Origin of the sequence: Roseivirga sp. UBA1976 (assembly GCF_002336325.1) — a bacterium.
Taxonomy (GTDB): domain Bacteria; phylum Bacteroidota; class Bacteroidia; order Cytophagales; family Cyclobacteriaceae; genus Roseivirga; species Roseivirga thermotolerans.
The window spans coordinates 42,982-65,652 of record NZ_DDDQ01000166.1 but is presented as its reverse complement, the minus strand read 5'-3'; the positions used below and the strand labels follow the sequence as shown (position 1 = coordinate 65,652).

Here is a 22,671-nt window from a genome sequence, read left to right as displayed (position 1 = left end):
TGGCTCTTTTTCACCTAAACACTGTAGTATGACAGTTACTTCTCAACCATCAACTTCAGATTTCTTACCTGACCGGCCGTCACCAGTCTTACTATATACATTCCGCTTGGCAGTTGCCCGGCATCGTAGCCTACTTCTACCTCCGTATTGGCTTCGAGTTCACCGGAGAATACTTCTTCCAGTTCTATGCCAGAAGTAGAAAGCAGCGCCATACGGGCCGAACCACTTACGTTGCTGGAAATTTTAAACGTTGTAACGCCTCTGGTCGGGTTAGGATAACTTTCCAGTTTGAGTTCCGGCACAAATAGCTCTTCTTGAGCCGGCTCACCCAGCGTAAACTCACTGGCTGTCATTATATTTCCGGAGTCACAAGCTCCCAGAGTAGCGCCTCTTCTTATCATGTCTTGCACCTTGTTGCGCTTAACCACTAGCTTTCTGCCTTTGTAGCACATTTCTATGTACTTACCCAGGTTAGAAATATCAATCACTTCTACATTGATTTGGCCATATCCTATATTGCCGGCCTTATCTTTGGCGGCTACAGCCACCTGATTCATTCCGGCATCGGCCACACCAAATCGTTTCTTGTCGAAGTAGATTTTGTATACACCACAGTTGTCTGACACCAAAGGCTCCACGTCCTTATCTTTCAGATACTCTGTGTGTTCTTTGGTATATACCTTCCGTCCTTTTCTATACTCCTCATTGTACACTACAATTGTGGCAGGCTCTGAAGAGAACACGGGCGCGAGATCATCTACTATAGTGATGTAGGCCGTGGTACTGGAAGAATTACCGGCAGCATCAGTAACAGTAAGGGTTACCTTATGCCCTTTCTTCTTGGTACCTTTCTTATGGCCCCAGGCATATCCGTTGCCCGGATCATTGTCGTCATCATCATCGCCATAGTTATGGCCTTTACCTTTTTTGTTCTTATGACTGTCGCCTTCAGTTGCTTCGTAATAGTAGGTTCCTTTGCCCACATCGTCACAGCTAAAGGTGTCTCTGTCTATACTAAAGGTAAGCGGACAGTCTGTATTATCGGTACTGCCTCCATCGAGCAAGGCCGGATCTACCACCACGGTGCCATCGGCTCCTAAACCAACGGTTATGTTTTGCGACACAGCCACCGGAGCTATATAATCGTTTATAGTAACTGTTATTGGAACTGTGGTAGTATTACCACTTTGATCTGTGACAGAAACGTTGACCGTGTTGGTGCCCAACTGCAGGCAGGTAAAGTCTGATACATCTACTGCCGTTGAGGCAATGCTACAATTGTCGCTGGTGTATACTGTTCCGTCAGGAACCGGCACCAGACCACAGTTGGCTATATCGAAGTTGAAATCACCACGTTGCTTTTCGCCTTTGAGATTGGTATAGTTAATCCATCCCGACATGCCATAATCAGCATCTTTGTCGTTGGCCCCATCTCCAAGCTGGAATCCGAATTTATCGTTTCCATTTTCAAGAGGCATCACCTCTCCGGCATTTCTTCCTTGCCCTACCAACTGGCCAGAAAGAAGTTCAAAGTAGGTCCAATCTTTGTACTTATCCCACACAGTCCACCAGTCGCCTTTGAATGTTTTGCCCATGGCTCTCCACTCCTGCCAGTTATATCCCTGACTCAGGTTTAGAGTTACTTCCCATTGGTCGGTAGCATCGTTCAGGTTTTGCAATACTCCTGTTACAGTGGCTGTACCATCGAGTTGTCTGGTAAGCACTCCTGCCGAAGTAAATGTGAATCGAGCGTCTTTTACTTTTGGTTTCTCTCCATCGTCATCATCACTATCTCCACCTTTGTCATCGTCATCATCGCCCTTGTCGTCATCGTCATCATCACTACCGTTTTTACCTTTCCACTTCTTCTTCCATTTGCTCCAGGAGCTTGAGTGCGAAGCCTGTCCATTGAGCACATTATCGGTATTAATACCCACAATTGGTGCATTGCCGGCATTGCCCGGAACATACTTTTTAAGGAACATACCGTGGTCGGTGGCATCGGTTACATCACACTCTGTAGGTCTTTCGATATCATCTTCTGAATAGATGAGTACGTCTTCGGCAGTAAAGCTGGCCTGACCGTTTTCATCCAATTCCAGGGCTATATCATTGGCATTTACCGTTGGTGCTATGTTGTCAATCACTGTGACAATAGCTATTCCGGTATTGACATTGCCATTTACATCGGTTGCAGTGAGGGTCACATTGTTTTGCCCCAGGTCTTCACAACCAAAACCAGACGTATCGATAGTAAGCGAGGCAATTCCACAGTTATCGAAGGTACCTCCATCAACATCGGCCACCACAATAGAGGCTGCTCCCTGCTCATCGAGGAACACATCAATGTGTTGCGGAACAACGGTAGGCAGAATGTTATCTATTACTGTTATGATAGCTTGAGCGGTGGTGGTGTTTCCGGAGGCATCGGTGGCTGTAAGGCTCACAGTGTTTTCTCCTACATTGCTACAGTCAAAGCTTAGCTTATCAAGGCTCAGGGTAAATGAGCAGTTGTCGAAACTTCCGTTGTCTACTCCTTCTGGAGTAATACCGGCTTCTCCATTTTCATCTAGATAAACTGTTAGATTCTGAGTAAATACTGTTGGAGCAATTACGTCTACCACGCTAACGGTGGCCGTGGCAGTACTCACGTTGCCGTTAGTATCGGTAACGGTGAGTGTAACCGTGTTGCTTCCCACATTGGAGCAGTCGAAGCTTGTTTTATCGAGGGTCATTGTGGCTATACCACAGGCATCACTCGAACCATTATCTATGAGCGCAGTAGTTATTGAAGCCGAACCGTTGGCATCGAGCTCCACGGTGACGTCTTGAGTAATTACCACCGGAGCAATATTATCTTCTACTATTACAGTAGCAGTGGCGGTGCTTGCATTGCCATTTACATCGGTAACGGTAAGGGTAACCGTATTGGCCCCAACATTGGAACAATCGAAATTGGTTTTATCAAGGGCCAACGTAGCAATACCACAAGCATCGGCAGAACCATTATCAATTTGCTGAGGGGTAATGGTGGCCACACCCTGACTGTTTAACTGAACGGTTATGTCATTGACCTGTACAACCGGGTTGGTAACATCTCTTACCTCAACCAGCGTTTGGCCTCTGTTTACATCCATATTACCATTCACATCATAGGCTCTTGTAGTAACCACCAGGGTTCCTACATCGGCACACGTAAAGGTAGACTGGCTGATTTCCAGTCGATCGATACCACAATTATCATTACTTCCCAAGTCTAAATCGGCCGGTGTAATGCTGGCATTTCCGTTTTCGTCAAGTTCTACCAATAGGTAATCTCTCACCACAACTTCCGGCTCAGCTGCATCTACTATGGTAAGTATGGCCTGCTGAATATTTTGGTTTCCGCTCTCATCTGTTGAGGTGACGGTGATGATGTTATCGCCAATATTGGAACAGTCGAAACTACTCTTGTCGATGGTCACCACTACCGGTCCTCCACAATCGTCATTAGACGAGTTGTACATGGTTTGCGGTGTGATGTTTACCTGTCCGTTTTCATCGAGGCCAAAGGTTCTATTAATCACATTCAGGTATGGCATAGTTACGTCTCTTACTGTAACAACCGCTGTGGTTGAGGTGGAATTACCGTTCACATCGGTTACTGTAAGAGTTACCGTATTTTGTCCAAGATCCTGACAAGTGAAGAATTCTTTGTCTAGAGACAGGCTCTGTATACCACAGGCATCACTTGAGCCCGCATTCACTTGTTGTGGAGTAATATGAGCCCCTCCATTGGCAAGATCTACCGTAAGGTCTTGAGCAAGTGCTATCGGAGCAACCACATCGTTTAGTTCGAAGGTAATGGTGCCAGTGGCGGCCGACTGAATGTCGCAGTCTCCTGCATTGCCGCCATATTCTACCACATATCCGGCAATAGCTGTTCCTACATTGTTCGGGTAATCGTTCCATCTTCCATCTGAAAGGAAGTGAGCCACATCTTCACCATTCACAAAGAATCCTCCGGCCCTGTAATCGTTTGGTTCTCCTCCGGCCCAATTATGATAGGCTCCGTTTACCGGCCCGGTGGATCTACGGTAGAACAAGGTACCGGCTTCAGGGCCGGTCACCCAACGCCACTCTCCTTCTACTTGCGAGTCGTTGGCGCCAATCCAGCCCTGACCTTGCAGTTTAGATTTGGCAAAGTCATTTTCAGCTGCACTGGTAATGGTTACCAGGTATCCTTGCTGACCGTTGTAAGTTCTGGCCTCAGCGGCCACCTTAGCATCAGACCATGTGATGCCCGGAGCTGTTACAAACTCATAGAAGTGTCCGTTACCAGAGAACACAACCGTACCATCATCTCTCTTCACAATATACTCGGCTGTGGCCGTGTGGTTGGTAGACTGACCGGGAGTATATGTAAAGGTGCCATTGCCATTGTCTACTATACTTCCGCTGCTGGGCTGCCCCACAAAGTCTACCTTAAGTGTTTCTCCATAAGGGTCAGAATCATTACCTAACAAATCGGCTACGGTAAACGTAATCGGCTGACATGAATCCAGTGTAAAGTTGTCTTCTTCGGCAATTATTGGCAGCACATCGAGCACGGTTACCGTAACATCACGTTGGGTAACTCTGCCATTCACGTCAGTGACTGTTACCGTAACTGTATTGTCTCCAACTTCTGTACAATCGAAAGACAAATCGGTTGCTGTTTGACTGGCTATGCCACAATTATCTGTAGCCGAAGTAAGTATATCCGAAAGTTGAATACTTCCGAAGCCATTCTGATCGAGCTGTACGGTAGCATTTTGAACCGTAATGGTAGGGGCTATTTCATCGGCAACAAATACATTGGCTGTTCCTGAAGCCTGACTTCCTAAAGTAGAAGTAGCTGTAAGTGTCACTGTATTGTTCCCCACATTGGAGCAATCGAATGAGCTAACATCTAACGATAGCCCTGATAGTCCTACCACCGAGCTTGACCCATTGTCTACATCTTCGGGGGCAATGGTCACTTGTCCGCTGGCATCGAGGAATACGGTAATATTTCTAGTAATGACCACCGGCACAGGGTCTATAACTGTCACCTGAACATCGACTGTGGTGGCATTTCCACCCGGGTCTGTACCGGTAAGCTGCACAGTAACCGGGCTATTCGAAGCATCATTGGCTCCAAAAGTATCCTGACTCAGGGTATAGGTAACCGGGTTACAGTTATCAGATCCGCTGTCTAGTACATCTTGAGGTGAAATGGAAACGGTACCTGAAGAAGTTAACGTCACTGAAATATTTTTACCCACCACATTGGGAGCAGTTTGGTCTATACCCAATTCGCACTCACAGGTTGCTGAGGCACTGGCACTGGTTCCTACTCCTTGCCCACCATTGGCCGAAAGCGGAACTCCATTAGAGTCTACCGAACCGGAAAGTGTTCCATCGGCATTAATGGCATCTAGCCCTAAACCAAGACCTCCTTCTACAGAGTCGGCACAACCATCACCGTCAGAATCCAGGTCCAGGTTATTGGTAATTCCATCTAGATCGAAGTCGCAAAGGGAGAAGAAGTCTGCCCCAAAAGCAAAGTTCACATATGTCTCGTCATTGAGGTAGTCGAAGTTGAGTTCATTAAAGGTTCCGTTAAAACGGATAACTACGTTGCCTTCTTTACCCGTAACCGTTCTGGCCTGGGCGTTATAAGAGGTGGTGTTGCTTTCAATCCAAAGAATATCAAAGTCATCTTCGAACTGTATAGTTACGGTAGGGCCTCCTCCAATAGAAGCAAAGACGAGAACCGGGTTGGTCATGGGTTCATCGAAGGTCAGTGTGTTCTGAGAGGCATAATCGTTTCGAATAGAAGTTTGGTTTGGTATTTCTAACTCGCTCGGAAACTTCTGGTGGCCAAACAAATTGCCTGTAAGTCTGAAGTTTACATTGGAGGTATAGGTATAACCAATACCGTTTATGGTACCCCTGGCCGATCGGCCAACGGTTGGTCCATGGCCTGAACTCCATGTAGGGGCATTGGACCAGTGGAATACTGATGAAGAACACTCTACGGTGTCGAGTATTCCGTCATTGTCATCATCCAGGTCACAACTGTTTGGAATACCATCCAAATCTGTATCTAGCCCACCATTGATGGTCACATTTGCTGTTGTACTGGCCTGCTCCCCGTTTGTATCGGTAGCGGTCAGGGTTACAGCAGTGGTTGTGCCATTATCGGCACAAGAAAAGGTATAGGTTTGATCTAAAGTCAGGGTTACGGGCCCGGCAAGGGTAGAGAAACTTCCGTTATCGACATGTGATGGTTGCAGATTAAAGGTACCGTCATCTCCGAGTGCCACCGTAATGTCCTGAGCTATGGCTACGGGAGGTGCGCTGTTGTTTACCGGAACAGGCGATCCGTTTATGGTAATATTGGCATCTCTTAGGTTGTTTCCTACAGCGCAATCATCGAACTGAACAATGACAATTCTGTTCAATTCTCCGGGCACTGCCAAATCGCTGTAATCTTGACTGAAATTGGTTCCTCCATACAGCTCTCCTCTATACGTACCATTGGGGTATGCGGAGTTAAAGATATAGGCTCTTACTCCGTCATCTACCTGGCCAAAAGTAACGGTGAGTTCATTCACCTGAATATCGGCCGGTATATCTACAAAGGTTTCAAAGTAGGTAAAGTCAAGTGCTGTGCCACATGGGTACCCCCCAAGTTTTGAGGAGTTGCCACTCCCAAAGAGAATATTTCCTGAACCATCGAGCGGAGCTACCTGCCATGAGAGGTCACTTGTGGGGGGAATATTAGCGTACTGATAGGCATTGGGGTCTCCCCTGAACCCTTGAGAGATTCCTGAAACTATATCGTCAGACTCATCGGAGATTCTCCAGGGAGTAATGGTTATGGGCTCTCCCACTTCCACAGTTCTGGTTACGACAGCAGACTCATTGCCTGAGCCATCAATGGCCTTATAACTGAGTGTATAAGAACCGGGGGTGTTGGTATCGACTGAACCGCTAACTTCAACTTCGGCAGAACAATTGTCGGAAGCTGTTGCTCCCGGGTCGTTGAATGTTTCGCCAGTCGCTATAAACACCGATGAGGCTCCATTGAGTTGAATGGTTGGCGCAATATTGTCTTCTACAGTTACTGAAAAGGTTTGTGTTCTGTAGTTGCCCAGCGGGTCGGTAGCTGTAAGGGTTACGGCATTGCTTCCTCCCCCTCCTTCATACGCATTGCCATTGGCAATTTTAATACCTACGGGGTTGTTGCTCAACTGATCAATCCACATTACCTCTCCATCGAAGGCCATGCTGTACGGATTTCTTCCTGTATAAATGGAGGTGATATAGTTGCCATCCATATCTAACTGGTGCAGGTATTGATAGTTGTTCGGGAAGTCTGACCATCCGTTGGCTCTACCTCCAATATAGATGTATCCGTTGGCTACGGCCATTGTTCCCCAGGTATAGATAGTACCGGGAAGGTTAATGTTTCTTATGAATTGTCCGGTCTGTTTGTTGAGCACTCGAATCACGTTTTCCCACACGCCATAGGCATAGACATAATCAGCATCTGTAGTCACACAGGAGGCTGTTCTACCCATATTGTATGTCCATACCGTAGAGGTGCCGGATCGCCTTGTAATGGTATTATAACTCCAGTTGGCAGTATAGTAATCTTCACTGTTCAGATCCATCCAAAGTTGCATCATCTGAGTCTGGCCAGAATTAAAGGTGCCTAACAAGTTACCGCTTGGATTGAGCCTGTAAACCGTACTATTGGACCATCCCGGATACCAAAACTCATTGGTGTGAGGGTTGTACCCTCCACCATGCGAGTATACATTTCTGGAGACAAAGCCTAAGCTTTCCATGTTAATGGCGCTGGAGTTTCCACCCAGATTATCGCAATTGAATGTATTCACATCGATGGAAAGAGTTACCGGTCCATCAGGGTCAGTTGTTCCATTGTCAATGTCTTCAGCACTAATGGTAGCTTGTCCATTCTCGTCTAGCTGAACCACTATATCCTGCCCTTGTATGATGGGGCCGGAGCTATTGAATTCAACCTTGTACACTTCAATTTCGGTAATTAACCCACTTGAAAAGCTATAATATGTGCTGGAAGTATTAATACCGGTAAGTGCTTTTAGTGCAGTTGAAGACCTGTAGCCACTTCCGTCTACAGAGTTATAGCTATGCACATTGAAGTAACCACCATCCATGGTGCTGTTAATAAAAATGTCGTGCCCTCCGCCAAAAGTCGGACCATAAGAGCTGGAAGTATAGATGCTGTACTGTGGGTAATAGGTACTCGCCCGTTGGTTGGTAGTCAGGTTGAAGAGAAAAGCATCTTGATTGTGCCGGTAGCCACCGGACGAACTAGACCATGATTCTGGAGAGTAGCCTCCAAAAACGGTTCCATTGTTCAGTTTAAAAATCACCAGAGTAGGCCCCTGACCGTCTACCCTGTTGTGGAAAACAGTCGAGTTCGCCCCATCACGAGATCTTCTGTAGAGCAGTGTACCGGAGGGTGCTATTCCCAGGTCGTCCAGCCAACCTCTGAGTACGGCATTATCGTCTGAGTCAGACATTACAGAACCCGGAAGAATTGGGAAGGTAGTTTGTGCATTAACGTATAAAGCCGATGAGCAAATCATCAGCAGAATTAGATTCAGTTGTATAATTCTTTTCATGGCCTTAGTTGTTAATGGTCAGTTCAAATGCTTTGATGTAATCCGAAAAAGCCACGGGATAGTCATCGTCCTTTTGCTGATTCAGGATTATCCTGGGTGCTTCGTCACATTTATCGAGAAGGGTTGTGCCCGGTGCTAGATTCAAAGAATGCAGTTCATTACTGCTGTTTTTAGTCACTTTAGAAAAAGTTACCGATCTGTTGGAGCTGTTGGAGTTGACAAACTTCAGCTTCAGTGTCTGATGGCCAAACCCGATGGTTGCGGCCTGAAGCGGATCGGGAACCGACTGGCTCTGACAAGCCTCTGGCTGATAAAACACTTTTACCCCGTCACTTTCTTTGAGCAGGGTCCAGTTGTCTTCTTGAGCTTGGGTGGAAATGGAGATGAGCATAAGAGAAAAAATGCCCAATACACCTCGTAAAAAATAAGTAAAGCGATGATCCGATGCCTGTGTGCAAGCACGGTTCGCCCTCCTTAGTGATAAGGGAGAGTTCATATACTACATGTTTTGGTTGCGATGAATTACATCTGAAGTAGAGACAGAAGGGCCACTACGAGTGCTCAGGCGAAGCAAGAATAAATCTAGCCTATATTATTGTGTAGAAAGGATTTATTGTTGTGAACTACCGATGTTTGTATGTGAACTACATTGTCGAGAAATGAGCTATTGATTGAAACGTGTAAATATTTCGGCCTTTTTCGATCGGCCGATAGGAATCTTTTCTCCCTTCAATTCCAGATGATCACTCCCTACTCCGTCCACCATTCCCATATTTACTATGTACGATCGATGAACTCTTAAAAAGGTCTCTTCCGGAAGTAATTCATTAATCTCAGATAGACCAATACGTTGTACATACTTTTTTTGCTCAGTCTTTATTTCAGTATACACGTTGTCGGCCTTTAACCACATAATGTCCTGATGCCTAATCTTAATAAGGTTATAGCCATCTTTTAGCTTCAAGAAGTTTCCTTTACTCTTGGCCAGTTTTATGCGGGCAATGTTGAGGGTTTTATGTACCTCCTCTTCGGTAAAAGGTTTGAGTATGTAAGCAACCGGGTCGAAGCGCATGGCGCTTTCAATGGTTTTGGTATCGGAGTATGAGGTAAGGTATATAAACGGAACCCCCCTCTGCTGGCACATACCGGCCAAATCTATACCGCTCTTTTCGGAATCCAGGTTGATATCGAGAAATACCAAATCGGGCTTGTAGTCTTCCAGATGCTTCGCGAAGTCGTCATTGCCGGAGAAAAGCACATTTACCTCGTGCCCTTTCTTTTCCAGAATGCTCCGAAGATATTCAGCTATGATAATCTCATCCTCTACAAGAGTGATGCTCATGCCAGCAGCCATTACAGTGTTTTGGTTGATAGAAGTAAATATAATTTCTTTTTTTACATTTCAGTCTGCCAGCACATTTGCCCTATGAAAGCCCATAGTAAGAGAAAAATTACCACCTACTTAAACTTTAAAAAGTTCTATTTAATACTTCCCTCTATTTTCACACTCACTACACTAACATCATCTATATCAACGAGTTACAATTCAAACACTCAAGAGGAGTCACTGAGAAAAGAAATAATTGAAAGTAATACTGAAACTGAAAAAACTCTAAAAAATCTGGAGAGGGCTATTGAGCTCACTGACTACGGCAACTACAAAGAAGCCTCGAATTATTATCAGATACTAGATACTTCTGCAGTGATTCAATCGAATGATTCACTGCGAATGGTCATGTTGGAATCGCGGTCTTTTATGAATAAAGTGCTGCAGCGATTTAGCAAGTCGCTGGAAGACCTGTTGGCCATGCTCGATTACTACACCAAGCAAAACGACATGAACAACATAGCAAAAACGGAGACTCTCCTTGCCGAGTTTTACAGGGCCAGAAACCTGAAAGAGCTGGCATTTAAACACCTGGGTTATGCCGAAGAAATTATTGCTCAGGGAGGTGTAGACCCTTGCAATATTGCCTATTGGTTTAGCCGAAGGGCTGCCTGCGAAACACAGTTTCAGCCCAATACAGACAATATTGTTTTCTTCTGTAACAAGGCTCTTGAAATTACCAACACAGAATGCTCAAGCTACACCGAAGCACTGATTTACAATGAGTTAGGATTTACTTACGGTCATACGGAATTTGACAATGAAGAAAAGGTTATCTCCTATTATAAGAAGGCACTGGAAATACTGGAAGAAAGCAACCGCATGCGCGATGTAGCTACGGTAATTCACAATCTAACCACCTACTATGCCCGAAGAGGCTATTTTGACAAAGCATTGGAAGAAGCAGCTCCCATTATTGAACTGGCCGAAACCAATAACTGGCATGGTGTATTGGAAGATTTATACCTTCTTAAAATGACCATTCTCAATGGGCTTGGGCGTTACAAAGAGGCTTATGACTTATCGCGAAAATCGTATCTCTCCAAAGTTCAACTAATGAACGACCAATATGCCATAGATGTAGAAGAGCTACAGGCCGTTCACGACAAAGAGCTGGCCGAAAAGGCCCTTAAAGAGGTACAAATTAAGGCAGAGGCCAACGAAAGGGCACTAGCATACACCGTGGTGAGTAGTGTTCTTTTAGGAGCTTCTACCCTCACCGTGGTGCTACTTTTTTTACGGGTACGAAGAAAAAACCAACAGCTCAACTTACAACAGGCGGCTATTGAAAGTACCAACGAACAGCTATCTCATTCGCTGGAAGAGAAAGAGTTGCTTTACAGGGAACTCAACCATAGAGTAAAAAACAATCTGATGGTTCTCTCGGGCCTCATTTACCTGCAGCAAGAAGAAGACCCTGACGGAAACAATGAGTTATACACAGCTTTAAGAAATCGTATTCAAACCATGGCCATTGTCCATGAAAAGCTATATGGCATTAATAGCTCTAAGAATATTAATTTTCAGGACTACCTGGTGGAGTTGGTCCCTCTGGTGTTTAATAGCTTAAAGAAAGGCAATGGCCACATGCCGTTTACCATTCAGTGCAAGGCACTTTTTCTACCCATAGACAAGGCCATACCTTTGGCTCTCATTTTTAATGAACTCATCACTAACTCCATAAAACACTCTACTCCACAGTCCTTAGAAAAGGGCATTGTTATTCAGTGTAGAAAGGAAAACAACCTGACCATTATTGAATACTCCGATTTTGGCCCTGGTATTAAAGGAAGTGGCCAAAGTGGGGCCACAGGAAGTATGGGAATGCGTATTATTAAGCTCATGGTCATGCAGTTGAAAGCCACTCTAAAGCGGCTCCCAACGCATGAAGGTCTTTCTTTCGAAATCAGGTTTTAGTTTCCTTTTTTAAGAGGTCTTTTCCAGCGAACCGGAGCCGGTGGCTCGGGCTTCAGGATTACGCCCTCTGTTTCTAAGAGCCTAAGAGCTTCTTTTACTGCAGCTTCCAGCTGCGGGTCTTTTCCATCAATAACCAATTTAGGCAGTTGTTCCACATAAATATCAGGAGCTACTCCTACTCCCTCTACATCCCACTCTCCCTCAGTATTGTAGAAACCTCCGCGGGGAGCTACCATACGTCCGTTGTCAATGAACCTTGGTGTATCCCAGGTGCCAACCAGCCCACCCCAGGTTCGGGTACCCACCAGTGGGCCTATCTTCATTTGGCGGAACATAAAGGGCAGCAAATCTCCACCCGATCCGGCCCTCTCATTGATAATCATAACCTTTGGTCCCCAAATACCAGCTCCGGGCGATGGAAAGGGGGTGTTACCCTCTACCCTGCTATTGAAATAGCCATGCAACTCACGAGCCATTACATCTACCATATAGTCGGCTGCGGAACCTCCACCATTGTTCCGTTCGTCAATTACAGCCCCTTTCTTGTGTTGTTGAGCAAAGTAATATCTGTTAAAATATGTATAACCAGGATTACTGGTATTGGGTACATATACATACGCCAACTTGCCTCCCGATAGTTCATCAACCAGCCTTCTATTGCCCTCAATCCAGTCGAACTGGCGCAGGCCATTTTCATTGCTTATGGCCTGTACCAAAACTGTGCGAGCTCCATCTTTTGTGGGCTTATCATTTACCAGCAAAGTCAACTGCCGGTTGGCAAGTCCTTCAAAGTAACTGAAGAAGTTCTGTTTCAAAGAAACATCCTGACCATTGACCTGTAAAATATAGTCTCCCTCCTTAATCTCTATACCGGGCATTGCCAACGGAGCTGTCAGGTTAGGGTTCCAGCTTTCACCGGTATATATTTTTTCAATTTTAAAGCCATGTCGATCGCGCACTATATCGGCTCCTAAAAGTCCAACCCTGTCACTGGTTAGGTCAGGATAGTCTCCACCCGACACATAAGAGTGACCCACGGCAATTTCTCCGCTTATAATGTCTACTATGTAGTTAAGGTCAGAACGATGCCTCACATGCTCTACCCAAGGGGCGTACCACTTCCATACATCGTCCCAGGGAGCACCGTGGGTATTGTCTACATAAAGAAAGTCACGCATAAATCTCCAACCCTCTTTCAGGATTTGTCGGGCTTCTTCCGTAGGGTCTATCTTTGTGCGTATACCCGATATATCAAGTCGTCCATCACCCACTTTCTTTTCCCCTCCTTTGGTAGAAACTATGCCCCAGGTGCTTCCACTTCTATAGAGCAAGTTTTCTCTATCGGCCGAAACCACCCCCTGGGAAATCCCGGATAAGAAGGTAATGGCCTTTTGTTCAGTAAGGCTGTAGCGCTGTAACCTGTTTCCCTGCTGAGGAACAGACTCTATATAAAAGAAATAGCCTTCCGGACCGGGCAACAATTCGGTGTAGTTTCTTGCCGGAACATCTACCGCTACAATACGACTGGCAATTCCGTCAAGGTCAATTTTCACTTCTACCTTCTCCTTGGCTTCTTTTTTATCGCTATCACCCTCCGGCTCTTCGTCACTTTTGGGCAAGAAGGGAGATTTACCATCTTTTTGAAGTACAATCAGGTAAGGCGTATAACTCAACGGTACGTTGTAGGAGCTCATATCGAGCCAACCGCTATTAAGACCATAGTCTGTTGAAGCCAGGAAATAGAGGAATTTACCACTTGCATCCCACACAGGCGATATGGCATCGGCCATGGCATCGGTGAGCAAGTGTGTTTTTCCGGTAGGCACATGATACACTTTCACCGCTTTAAACTGGTTAGGCTGAAGCTGCACATAAGCAATCCATTGACTATCTGGCGACCATTCCGGATTCATGGAGCGATTGGGGTGAGCAAACAAGTCGGTATCAATTTTTCTCGCCTCACCGGTTTCCACATCCACATACCACATATTATAATCTGTATCGGTATAGGCTATGTACTGACCATTGGGCGACCATTGAGGCTTAAAATAAAAGGTAGGGTTGGGCAAGCTTATGAGCTTGGGGCTTTGCAACCCTTTCTGATCTGAAATCATTAACTGATACTCTCCCGACTGATCGGTAAACCAGGCCACCTTGTCTCCTTTGGGCGACCATACCGGAGACCGATCGGCATACAAACTCGTATTGGTCAGGTTTCTCCAGGCACCCTCTTCTTTGGGCACCGTAATAATATCGCCCCTGAACTCAAAGATAGCCCGCTGACCTGTGGGTGATATTTGAGCATTTTGAAGGTCGAAAGCACTCGCTTCTACCCATCGTGGACGTCCCCAATTCATATCTCCGGTCACATGAATTTCGAGTGCCTTCGTGGTTCCGGTAGCCGGATTGAGTAAATGAAGTCTCCCACCTTGTTCATAAACAATTCGGTTGCCACCGGCATCCAGGTTTTTCACATCGAAATCGGTATGAAAGGTCAGTTGCTTTTCTTCTCCCGTCTTGGGGTTGAATTTCCAAATGTTGTTGGCAAAGTCTCTTTCGGATAGGTAATAGACTTCTCCATTCAACCATACAGGGCTGGTGTGTCTTTCGCTATCCGGTTGCGGAGTCATTTTAAGGTCATAGTTCTTTAGGTCAACAATCCATATAGGCTTGGCCTGCCCTCCGCGGTGATTTCTCCACTCAGGATCCCAAAAAGAAATCTGTTGGTAAGCAATCCACCGGCCATCAGCCGATATTTCTCCATCTACTGCTCTGGGTATGGGCAATTCACGCGGGTGGCCACCCTCCGGTGAAACGGCAAAAAACTTAGATTCCTTAGTCGGATGCCCCTTTCTGCCAGAAGTAAAAAGAACCTCTCCTTCTGGGGTCCACCCTGTTACGTTATCAGCCGAAGGGTGCCATGTCAGGCGTTTGGGCTCTCCCCCCTGTGCAGGAATTACGTAGACATCCTGATTGCCATCGTACTGCCCTGAAAAGGCAATTAGTTTACCATCGGGAGAAAAGTGAGGGTTAGTTTCTCCTCCAATGTTGGAGGTGAGCCTGCTGGCCTGACCACCATCCATGCCAACAATCCATAAGTCGTTGGCATAAACAAATGCAATATGCGTATCGGATATGGTGGGTTCTCGGAGCAGCATAGTCCCCTGAGCCCGGGCCTGATCAAAAACCAACCATACCAAACAAAAGGTAAGCACTAATCTTTTCATAGTTTCTTGGATTGAATGTTTGGTTAAAATATGAAAAATAGATTGTCAATCATTGTCGAATCATTCCAACGGATGTATCATTTTTTTAGACATTTTCCATACATTGTACCCCGCAAATTGGAATTGTAGAAGATGCAAAAAATCAAGAAGGTTTGTGTGTATTGCGCTTCGAGCGAAAAAATTGACACGAAGTATTTCGAAGCTACCAAAGTGGTGGCCAAAGCCTTGGTGAAAAACAACACTACAGTGGTTTATGGCGGTGGTGCCCGGGGGCTTATGGGTCAATTGGCCGATACTATTCTGGAAGAAAAAGGCAGAGTAATTGGTATTATGCCTCATTTTATGAAAGAGGTAGAGTTTCATCACAAAGATGTGAATGAGTTTATTTTTACTGCCGATATGCACGAGCGCAAAAAACAGTTTATGGTTGGTGTAGATGCACTCATTACCTTACCCGGAGGTTGTGGAACCTTTGAGGAACTCATGGAGGCCATAACCCTAAAACGCCTGGGCATTTTTACAAAACCAATAGTCATTCTCAACCTGGACGGGTACTACGATCCCTTGCTTAACATGCTTAACAAGGCTATTGAGGAAGGTTTTATGGGAGAAAGACATAGAGAAATCTGGACTGAATTTACAGACCCGGCTAAAGTGCTGGAAGCTATTCAAAGCAGCGCACCCTGGTCGAACGATGCAATTAAATTTGCGCAAGCATAATTTGTGCAATTGCTTCATCTTAAAATTCATAATTGTAATTTGCAGGCCAGAAAGAATCTAGCACTTTACTAGATCTATTGATGAGGTTAGTCAAATTACTGTACTTAATTACATTCATGCTACTATGGGGGGCTTCAACCCCTTTAATAGGCGAGCCGGCTTTTTTCAATAACCTCCACATTTTTAATGAGCACAAAAGCCAGACACTGGATCCACAGCGTATTTTGGTCTACACCGATGAAACCAATAGCCTGGATATTGACGATATCCGGAACATGGCCCCCGAAGACTTTCTGGAAAGCAGTTTTATTACACGCTTTAATAAAGAAGGTACTTACTGGCTGTATTATCAGGTGCAAAACCGATCGAACGAACGGTTGAGTCACTTACTGCGAGGGGGAAGCAATCCTTTCGAAACCTATTACATTCTCATAGACAGTGTAATGACTGAGCAGCGAACGGGCTATAAGTTTGCTGCCAAAAGCAGAAGCATACCACAAGGTTATACCACCAAGGTACTGTTGGACATTCCCCCGCAAAAAACTGCTCATGTGTATGTGAAAGTGCAGAGTGCCGATAACATGCCCATAGACCTTAGGGCCAGCCTTGAGCCTTATTTGGAATGGACCAGGAAGAAAGAAAGCATTAACCTTTTCGAAGGGATGTTTAGCGGATTGTTGCTGGTAATCATGCTCATCTCCTGCTTTCTTTTTGGCTACACCAAGCAAAACGTCTTCATCTACTTTGCCTTCTATGCCCTGCTCAATTTTATCTATTTTCTGCAGGTATATGGTATTATAGAAATTTGGTTTCACCCGGAAACGCCAGACCCACTACCCATTTTGTGGGTGCTACCTATACTGAGCGCAGCAGCCTATTTTATGTTTGCTAAAGAGTTTCTCGAACTCCGAAAAACACACCCGCAATGGAACAACACCCTCATATGGGTGAGCCGGACTGCTTCCCTGGCCTTTATTTTGGTGTGCGTCTATTTTTGGATAACCAGAGACATTCACAACAGCGTTGAGATAATGATCTACGCCATGATAGTGTTGGCCGTTTTTGGCATTGTGTTCCTCATTGCCATTAACAGAAAGTCTACACTCATTATCAGGTACTTTACTCTTGGCACTTTTCTTATGTTATTAGGAGTACTTATTTCGGCTATTTCTCGAGCCACCGGTATCTCTAACGATGTGCCGGTTTATGTTCAGGCAGGGCTTATTGTAGAACTCATTGCTTTCTCGCTGGGCATAAGTCATAAACTGAAACGCGATTACGAAAACCATGAAATAACTCAGCGGTCGCTTATTTTACAATTAAAGAACAACGAACGCCTACAACTCAACATCAATCAGGAACTCACCGAATTGGTAGCTGCCCGAACTCAGGTAATCAAAAAACAAAACAAGGCACTGGAAATTGCTCGCGAAGAGGCAGAAAGAGCCACTAAGGCTAAGTCGGAATTTCTTTCTGTAATGAGCCATGAAATTAGAACCCCGCTCAATGCCATTATCAGCCTGAGCCACATCATGGAAATGGATAATGAAGATGCAGAAATGCAGGAATACATCGATGCACTGAAATTTTCTGCCGAAGGCTTGCATTCACTCATCAACGATGTGCTCGATTATAATAAGATTGAAGCCAACAAACTGGTGTTGGAGTCTATTGAGTTCTCCATAATAGACCTACTACGCAACATTCGCGATAGCTTTAAATACAAAGCGAGAAGCCAGGGAATAGACTTACTCGTAGAAATTGGTGAGCATATGCCGGACAGGGTGATTGGCGACCCCACGCGCCTTACTCAAATCTTTAACAACCTTATTGGTAATGCCATCAAATTCACGCATGAGGGGCACGTACACATTAAAGCCAGCCTGGAAGGCCTGAAAGACGATGTGGCCACCGTAAACTTTGAGGTTAATGATACGGGTATTGGGATACCCAAAGACAAGCTGAAAACGATCTTCGAAGAATATGAACAGGCTGGTAATGAAACCACAAGACAGTATGGCGGTACAGGTTTAGGACTTTCCATTACTCAAAAATTGCTTCGCCTCATGCAAAGCGAAATACGTATTGAATCGGCCGAAGAAGAAGGCACCCAGCTCTCCTTTAGTGTGTCCTTTAAAATCAATCAGGCTTTTGACATGGTCAATCTTCAGGATCAAACCCGCGACAAAGACCTAAAACAGAAGAAGGTTTTGGTAGTGGATGATAACGACATGAACAGGCTGGTACTTAAAAGGCTGTTGGTTAACTGGAACGCCCAGTTTGAGGAGGCCAGCGATGGACAAATAGCCGTAGAGAAGTGTAAGCAAAACGAGTACGACCTGGTGCTAATGGACATAGAAATGAAACCTCTTTCGGGTTTTGCTGCGGCCGAGCTTATCCGAAAGATTGAGATTAAGAACAGCGCCACCCCACTCATTGCCATGAGTGGCTACCTTACTTCAGAGTTTGAAGAAGAGTTCTCCAATTCGCCCTTTCTTACTCTTGTACAAAAACCATTCGAACCCAACGAGTTGTACCGAAAGATTTTAAAACACATTGTAAATAAGTCATGAGTAAAAGAACAAACTACAGCAGTGGAAGCCCCTGGGAAGACGTTGTAGGCTACTCCAGAGCTGTGCGGGTGGGCAACGTAGTTGAAGTTACCGGCACTGTAGCCGATGACAAAGGCGAATTGGTTGGCGGAAACGATCCTTACTTACAAGCCAAATTTGCCCTGCAAAAGATACGAGGCGTTTTAGAACAAGCCGGTGCCCGTATGGAAGACGTGGTGCGTACGCGCATGTTTGTTACCGATATTACACAATGGGAAGCCATCGGAAGGGCACATCAGGAAGCATTCGGCCATATAAAACCCTGCACCACCATGGTTCAGGTTTCACGGTTTATTGATGACAAGTACCTGGTTGAAATAGAAGCCACAGCCATTATTTCCGAATAAGCTGCTCCATTATTGCGGCTAGTTCACTAAGCATCATAGCCGTGGCACCCCATACCACCTCGCCATGCACATCGTAGTAGGGAGAATGAATGGTGAATGGTGGGAATTTCATGGTTTTAACTTTCCGCTGTTCCTCGTTGTACAGTACATCCAGCGACATGGGCAACACGCGCGCCACCTCTATGGGATCAGGAATGAAGTTTGGTTTTTCGTATACCACCCCAATGGTTGGCAAAACTTTAAAGTTACTGGCAATAATAAACAACTCAGACAAGTGCCCCAGTACTTCAATTGCCGATTGCGGAATACCAATTTCCTCTTCTGTTTCTCGGAGTGCCGTGTGCGTTAGGTCTATGTCCATAGGTTCCCAGGCTCCACCCGGAAAACTTACCTGGCCGCTATGGGTGCCATTATATACCGGCCTTTTCATTAAAGGAACATGAATTCTTCCTTCATCAGGGTACAGAAGCACCATTACTCCACCCTTTCTGGGTGGCCTTTCCGGATTTTCATTAAAGCGTCTTTCGTCTATGGGCCGCGGGGCCATTTCTACTTGCGCCTTTTTGCCCGGCAGAGGTTCGGCCAACCGCAGTTTCAATTGCTCCACAAAACTTTCAAAACCTTTACGGGTCACTTCCTAAACTATTACTGGTTTTTGATGCTGTAAAATAATAAACTGTACCTCTAATTAATCGTTCCAAGTAAAGACAACTCCAAAAATTCATGCAAAAGACAATTGGTCTTCTTTTTATCCTTCTATTGAGTGTTAATGCCCATGGGCAATCAGAGCCACTCAAAATAGCAAAACTTCAATATGGAGGTGGTGGCGACTGGTATGCCAATAAAACGGCTCTGCCCAATTTGGCCAAATTTTGTAATGAACAACTGGGTACCAACATCGATGAGCGCGATGCGGTAGTGCAAGTTGGCAGCCCCGAACTCTTCGACTATTCATTTATATATATGACCGGGCATGGCAATGTAGTTTTTAGTGCTTCAGAAGCCGAAAACCTCCGAAAATACCTTACCTCGGGGGGCTTTCTCCATATTGATGATAATTATGGTCTTAATGCCTACATCAGACTAGAGATGAAAAAGGTATTTCCAGAGCTTGAATTTGTGGAACTACCACACGACCACCCGGTGTATAAGCAAAAGTTTGAGTTTCCGCAGGGGCTACCCAAAATTCACGAGCACGATAACAAACCCGCCCAGGGCTTTGGCTTGATTTATGAGGGCAAACTGGTGTGCTTCTATTCCTACGAGTCGGATTTAGGCAATGGCTGGGAAGACCAACGGATTCATAACGACCCGGAAGAAGTAAGAAGAAAAGCCCTGCAAATGGGAGCCAATCTTATAGCTTATGCCTTTACTCAACTCTGAAAAAAATAAACTAACCTATTAGTTTGAAAACTACTCGGATAGTTGTATAATTGATCATTATGTATGTAATAATGTTTGCGATATGAAGGAATTAACTAAGGCTGAAGAGCAAGTGATGCAGATACTGTGGGAAATAGAACAAGGCTTTGTAAAAGACGTTTTGGCCAAAATGCCTGAACCCAAGCCCGCATACAACACGGTATCTACCATAATAAGAATATTAGAAAAGAAAGGATTTGTAGGCTACAAAGCTTATGGAAAAACCCATGAGTACTTTCCTATAGTAGACAAGAAGTCTTATAGTAACTTCTACTTAAAGAACTTTTTAGGAGGCTACTTTGGAGGATCGTTCCAAAAATTGGTGTCCTTCTTTGCCAAAGAAAATGAAATGGATATTCAAGACTTTGAGTCTTTGATGAAGCACGTAAAAAGTGATTTAGACACTGAAGAGCAAGAACAATAAATGAAAAAGCACCCAACAGTAGAACTATTGGAATCGCTCAATGAAGGAGTGATCTACCTGATTGAATCAGCCACTTGTCTGGCTATTCTCTATCTGCTATATCATTTCTTTTTCAGAAACGATAAAAGCTTTCAATACAACCGGTTCTATCTGTTGGCTGCCCTATTCTTGTCAGTGTCTTTCCCTCTCATGGAATTTTCTTACGACCCTGCAACCACTCCGGGGTTCTTCAATTCCATTCATCAGTTTGGCAACGGAGTAGGTAGCGAACCAATCATTGAAGCCGAAAAGGCCTACTCCTATACAATTACGGCCCAATCGGAAAGGCCCTTCTTACTATGGTGGGAAGCACTGCTTATGCTCTATGTTACAGGCGTTGTATACGGCTTGCTGAAACTCTTTATTCAAATACGCTCTTTCAAAGAGGTAATTTGGTATAAACGACACAACACTCGGTTTAAAGACAACTATTTTCTGGTGAGCACCGATGGCACTATGCCCACCTTCTCTTTCTTCAATTACCTTTTCTGGGACAATTCTCAGGAGCATACCGAGGAGCAAAAAGAGCAAATAATCGCTCACGAAAGAGCTCATATTGACCAAAAACACTCCTTTGACATCATATTCATTGAGGTATTAAAGATTATTTTTTGGTTCAACCCGCTTGTATATCTGTACAAGCAACTGCTAGAGGAAGTTCATGAGTATGCGGCAGACCATGCTGTGGTAAGCAAAACCGGTCATAGCCAGTACGCGCACTTGCTGGTTTCTACGGTGTTCAATAAAATGGGACTTAAATACGGTAGCTACTTCGGTAAAAATAAAACCCTCAAGCGGTTAGACATGATGAAGAAAGTAGCCCGAACCAACTACATGAAACTGCTCATCCCCGTACCAGTGATGGCCTTGTTGTTCTTTATTTTCTCTTTTGAGGCACTGCCTGTAGAACAGGTAAATGTAAAAAACTACACCATAGAACCATTAGCCAATAGCATGCAGGAAGTTCCTATGCCCGAAATTGGCATTGAAAACTGGAAGCAGATGCTGGAAGAAAGCATTGAGTATCCTGAAGCAGCCAAGGTAGCCAACACTGAAGGAGAAGTTTTAGTATCGTTTGAGGTAAACCAATTGGGTGCTATTCAAAACCTTAAATTCCACAACCGCCTGGGCTTCGATACTGAAAAAGCTATTATTAATGCGCTCCAGCGCTCCAGCCGATGGAAACCCGCTAAAGCCAACGGCAATGCCGTTACTTCAGTGATCAAACTGCCAATTGAGTTTAAAAAGTCTTAGTGGTACTTTCTTCGGAATATTTCTGAAGCTACAAAGGCCTTCTTTACATCGTCCAGGTTTTCAAACATAGTAGCATAAGAAGACTCCGTTTGTTCCTCTTCTTCCTCTAACTCATATCCTTTTAGATGATCGCTGGTTTTTGATTGTATGCGCTGAACCTCTAATTCAGCTTCCCTCTTCCTTTGAGCAGACTTTTCCTGGGCAATTTCATAAACCGAACGCCTGCTTTGCGAAGCATTTTCTACAACCACGGGCTTTACCGGCTCAACTATTGGTTCAGGATCTTTCTGAGGCTGCTGGCCTGTAAACTCGGCCAATAATTCCTCGAAAGTAGGTCTTCGCTTATTCGATTCCCTGGGCTCATAGGCCTCTTGCTCACCTCTTTGGTTTGAACGCTTCTTCTTGTTTTTACTGCCCGACTGAACAATAAAATAGATTACCGCCAAAACAATGTAAAGTAAGGTGCCGAAGTCGAAATCCATGACAATAGCAAAGCTAGCAAATTGGGGCAAATATGCCAGAGACAACTACAAAAGCCATGCAGCAGACAATGCCACCCTGGCCAACGAAACTCTCTGCATTTTTTTACGCATTACCACTGAATTGTCGGTGTTAATTTTAATTTTGCTAGCTACTCTAAT

The 22,671-nt window shown here is 44.9% G+C and carries 13 protein-coding genes; 7 read left to right on the top strand and 6 right to left on the bottom strand.

The annotated features are described in order from the left end of the window. Window positions 1-35: 35 nt before the first annotated feature. From B3763_RS17405 to B3763_RS17395, 3 genes are all read right to left on the bottom strand, one after another. On the bottom strand, window positions 36-8,681 hold the full coding sequence (locus B3763_RS17405; RefSeq protein ID WP_286748138.1) for a TLD domain-containing protein: 8,646 nt from the start codon (window positions 8,679-8,681) through the stop codon (window positions 36-38). 4 nt (window positions 8,682-8,685) lie between these two features. Then, window positions 8,686-9,177 carry a hypothetical protein gene (locus B3763_RS17400; protein WP_286748137.1) on the bottom strand — a complete coding sequence of 164 codons (492 nt, stop codon included), beginning with the start codon at window positions 9,175-9,177 and terminating at the stop codon, window positions 8,686-8,688. A gap of 168 nt (window positions 9,178-9,345) precedes the next feature. Further along, a complete protein-coding gene (locus tag B3763_RS17395) occupies window positions 9,346-10,023 on the bottom strand; it encodes a LytR/AlgR family response regulator transcription factor (protein ID WP_286748136.1) in 678 nt (225 codons plus the stop codon). A gap of 84 nt (window positions 10,024-10,107) precedes the next feature. Between B3763_RS17395 and B3763_RS17390 the strand changes: the two genes are divergently transcribed. After that, a complete protein-coding gene (locus B3763_RS17390) occupies window positions 10,108-11,985 on the top strand; it encodes a sensor histidine kinase (protein ID WP_286748135.1) in 1,878 nt (625 codons plus the stop codon). On the opposite strand, the gene B3763_RS17385 is transcribed toward B3763_RS17390, so the two are convergent. Continuing rightward, window positions 11,982-15,212: a S41 family peptidase gene (locus B3763_RS17385; RefSeq protein ID WP_286748134.1), complete on the bottom strand. Its 3,231-nt coding sequence runs from the start codon at window positions 15,210-15,212 to the stop codon at window positions 11,982-11,984. The genes B3763_RS17390 and B3763_RS17385 overlap by 4 nt on opposite strands. Before the next feature lie 132 nt (window positions 15,213-15,344). Between B3763_RS17385 and B3763_RS17380 the strand changes: the two genes are divergently transcribed. The 3 genes from B3763_RS17380 to B3763_RS17370 all read left to right on the top strand — a co-directional run bounded on the left by B3763_RS17380 (window position 15,345) and on the right by B3763_RS17370 (window position 18,891). Then, window positions 15,345-15,932 (top strand): TIGR00730 family Rossman fold protein, encoded by a 588-nt coding sequence (locus tag B3763_RS17380; RefSeq protein WP_189630884.1) that lies wholly within the window; start codon window positions 15,345-15,347, stop codon window positions 15,930-15,932. Between the two features lie 116 nt (window positions 15,933-16,048). Continuing rightward, window positions 16,049-18,505 carry a hybrid sensor histidine kinase/response regulator gene (locus B3763_RS17375; RefSeq protein ID WP_189630883.1) on the top strand — a complete coding sequence of 819 codons (2,457 nt, stop codon included), beginning with the start codon at window positions 16,049-16,051 and terminating at the stop codon, window positions 18,503-18,505. Next, window positions 18,502-18,891 carry a RidA family protein gene (locus tag B3763_RS17370; protein WP_189630882.1) on the top strand — a complete coding sequence of 130 codons (390 nt, stop codon included), beginning with the start codon at window positions 18,502-18,504 and terminating at the stop codon, window positions 18,889-18,891. The genes B3763_RS17375 and B3763_RS17370 overlap by 4 nt, the downstream gene beginning before the upstream one ends. On the opposite strand, the gene B3763_RS17365 is transcribed toward B3763_RS17370, so the two are convergent. Continuing rightward, entirely contained in the window at window positions 18,878-19,525 is a 648-nt protein-coding gene (locus B3763_RS17365) for an NUDIX hydrolase (protein WP_229838698.1), read from the bottom strand. The two genes, B3763_RS17370 and B3763_RS17365, sit on opposite strands and share 14 nt — an antisense overlap. Window positions 19,526-19,614: 89 nt before the next feature. On the opposite strand from B3763_RS17365, the gene B3763_RS17360 reads away from it, so the two are divergent. The 3 genes from B3763_RS17360 (at window position 19,615) to B3763_RS17350 (ending at window position 22,030) form a co-directional block, all read left to right on the top strand. Continuing rightward, a complete protein-coding gene (locus B3763_RS17360) occupies window positions 19,615-20,274 on the top strand; it encodes a DUF4159 domain-containing protein (protein WP_286748133.1) in 660 nt (219 codons plus the stop codon). Window positions 20,275-20,356: 82 nt separating this feature from the next. Beyond that, the gene (locus B3763_RS17355) at window positions 20,357-20,737 is read left to right on the top strand and encodes a BlaI/MecI/CopY family transcriptional regulator (protein WP_189630880.1); all 381 of its coding nucleotides are present in this window, start codon (window positions 20,357-20,359) and stop codon (window positions 20,735-20,737) included. After that, window positions 20,738-22,030 carry a M56 family metallopeptidase gene (locus B3763_RS17350; protein ID WP_286748132.1) on the top strand — a complete coding sequence of 431 codons (1,293 nt, stop codon included), beginning with the start codon at window positions 20,738-20,740 and terminating at the stop codon, window positions 22,028-22,030. Here B3763_RS17350 and B3763_RS17345 read toward each other — a convergent pair. Then, window positions 22,027-22,512 carry a hypothetical protein gene (locus tag B3763_RS17345; RefSeq protein WP_286748131.1) on the bottom strand — a complete coding sequence of 162 codons (486 nt, stop codon included), beginning with the start codon at window positions 22,510-22,512 and terminating at the stop codon, window positions 22,027-22,029. The two genes, B3763_RS17350 and B3763_RS17345, sit on opposite strands and share 4 nt — an antisense overlap. Window positions 22,513-22,671: the final 159 nt, after the last annotated feature.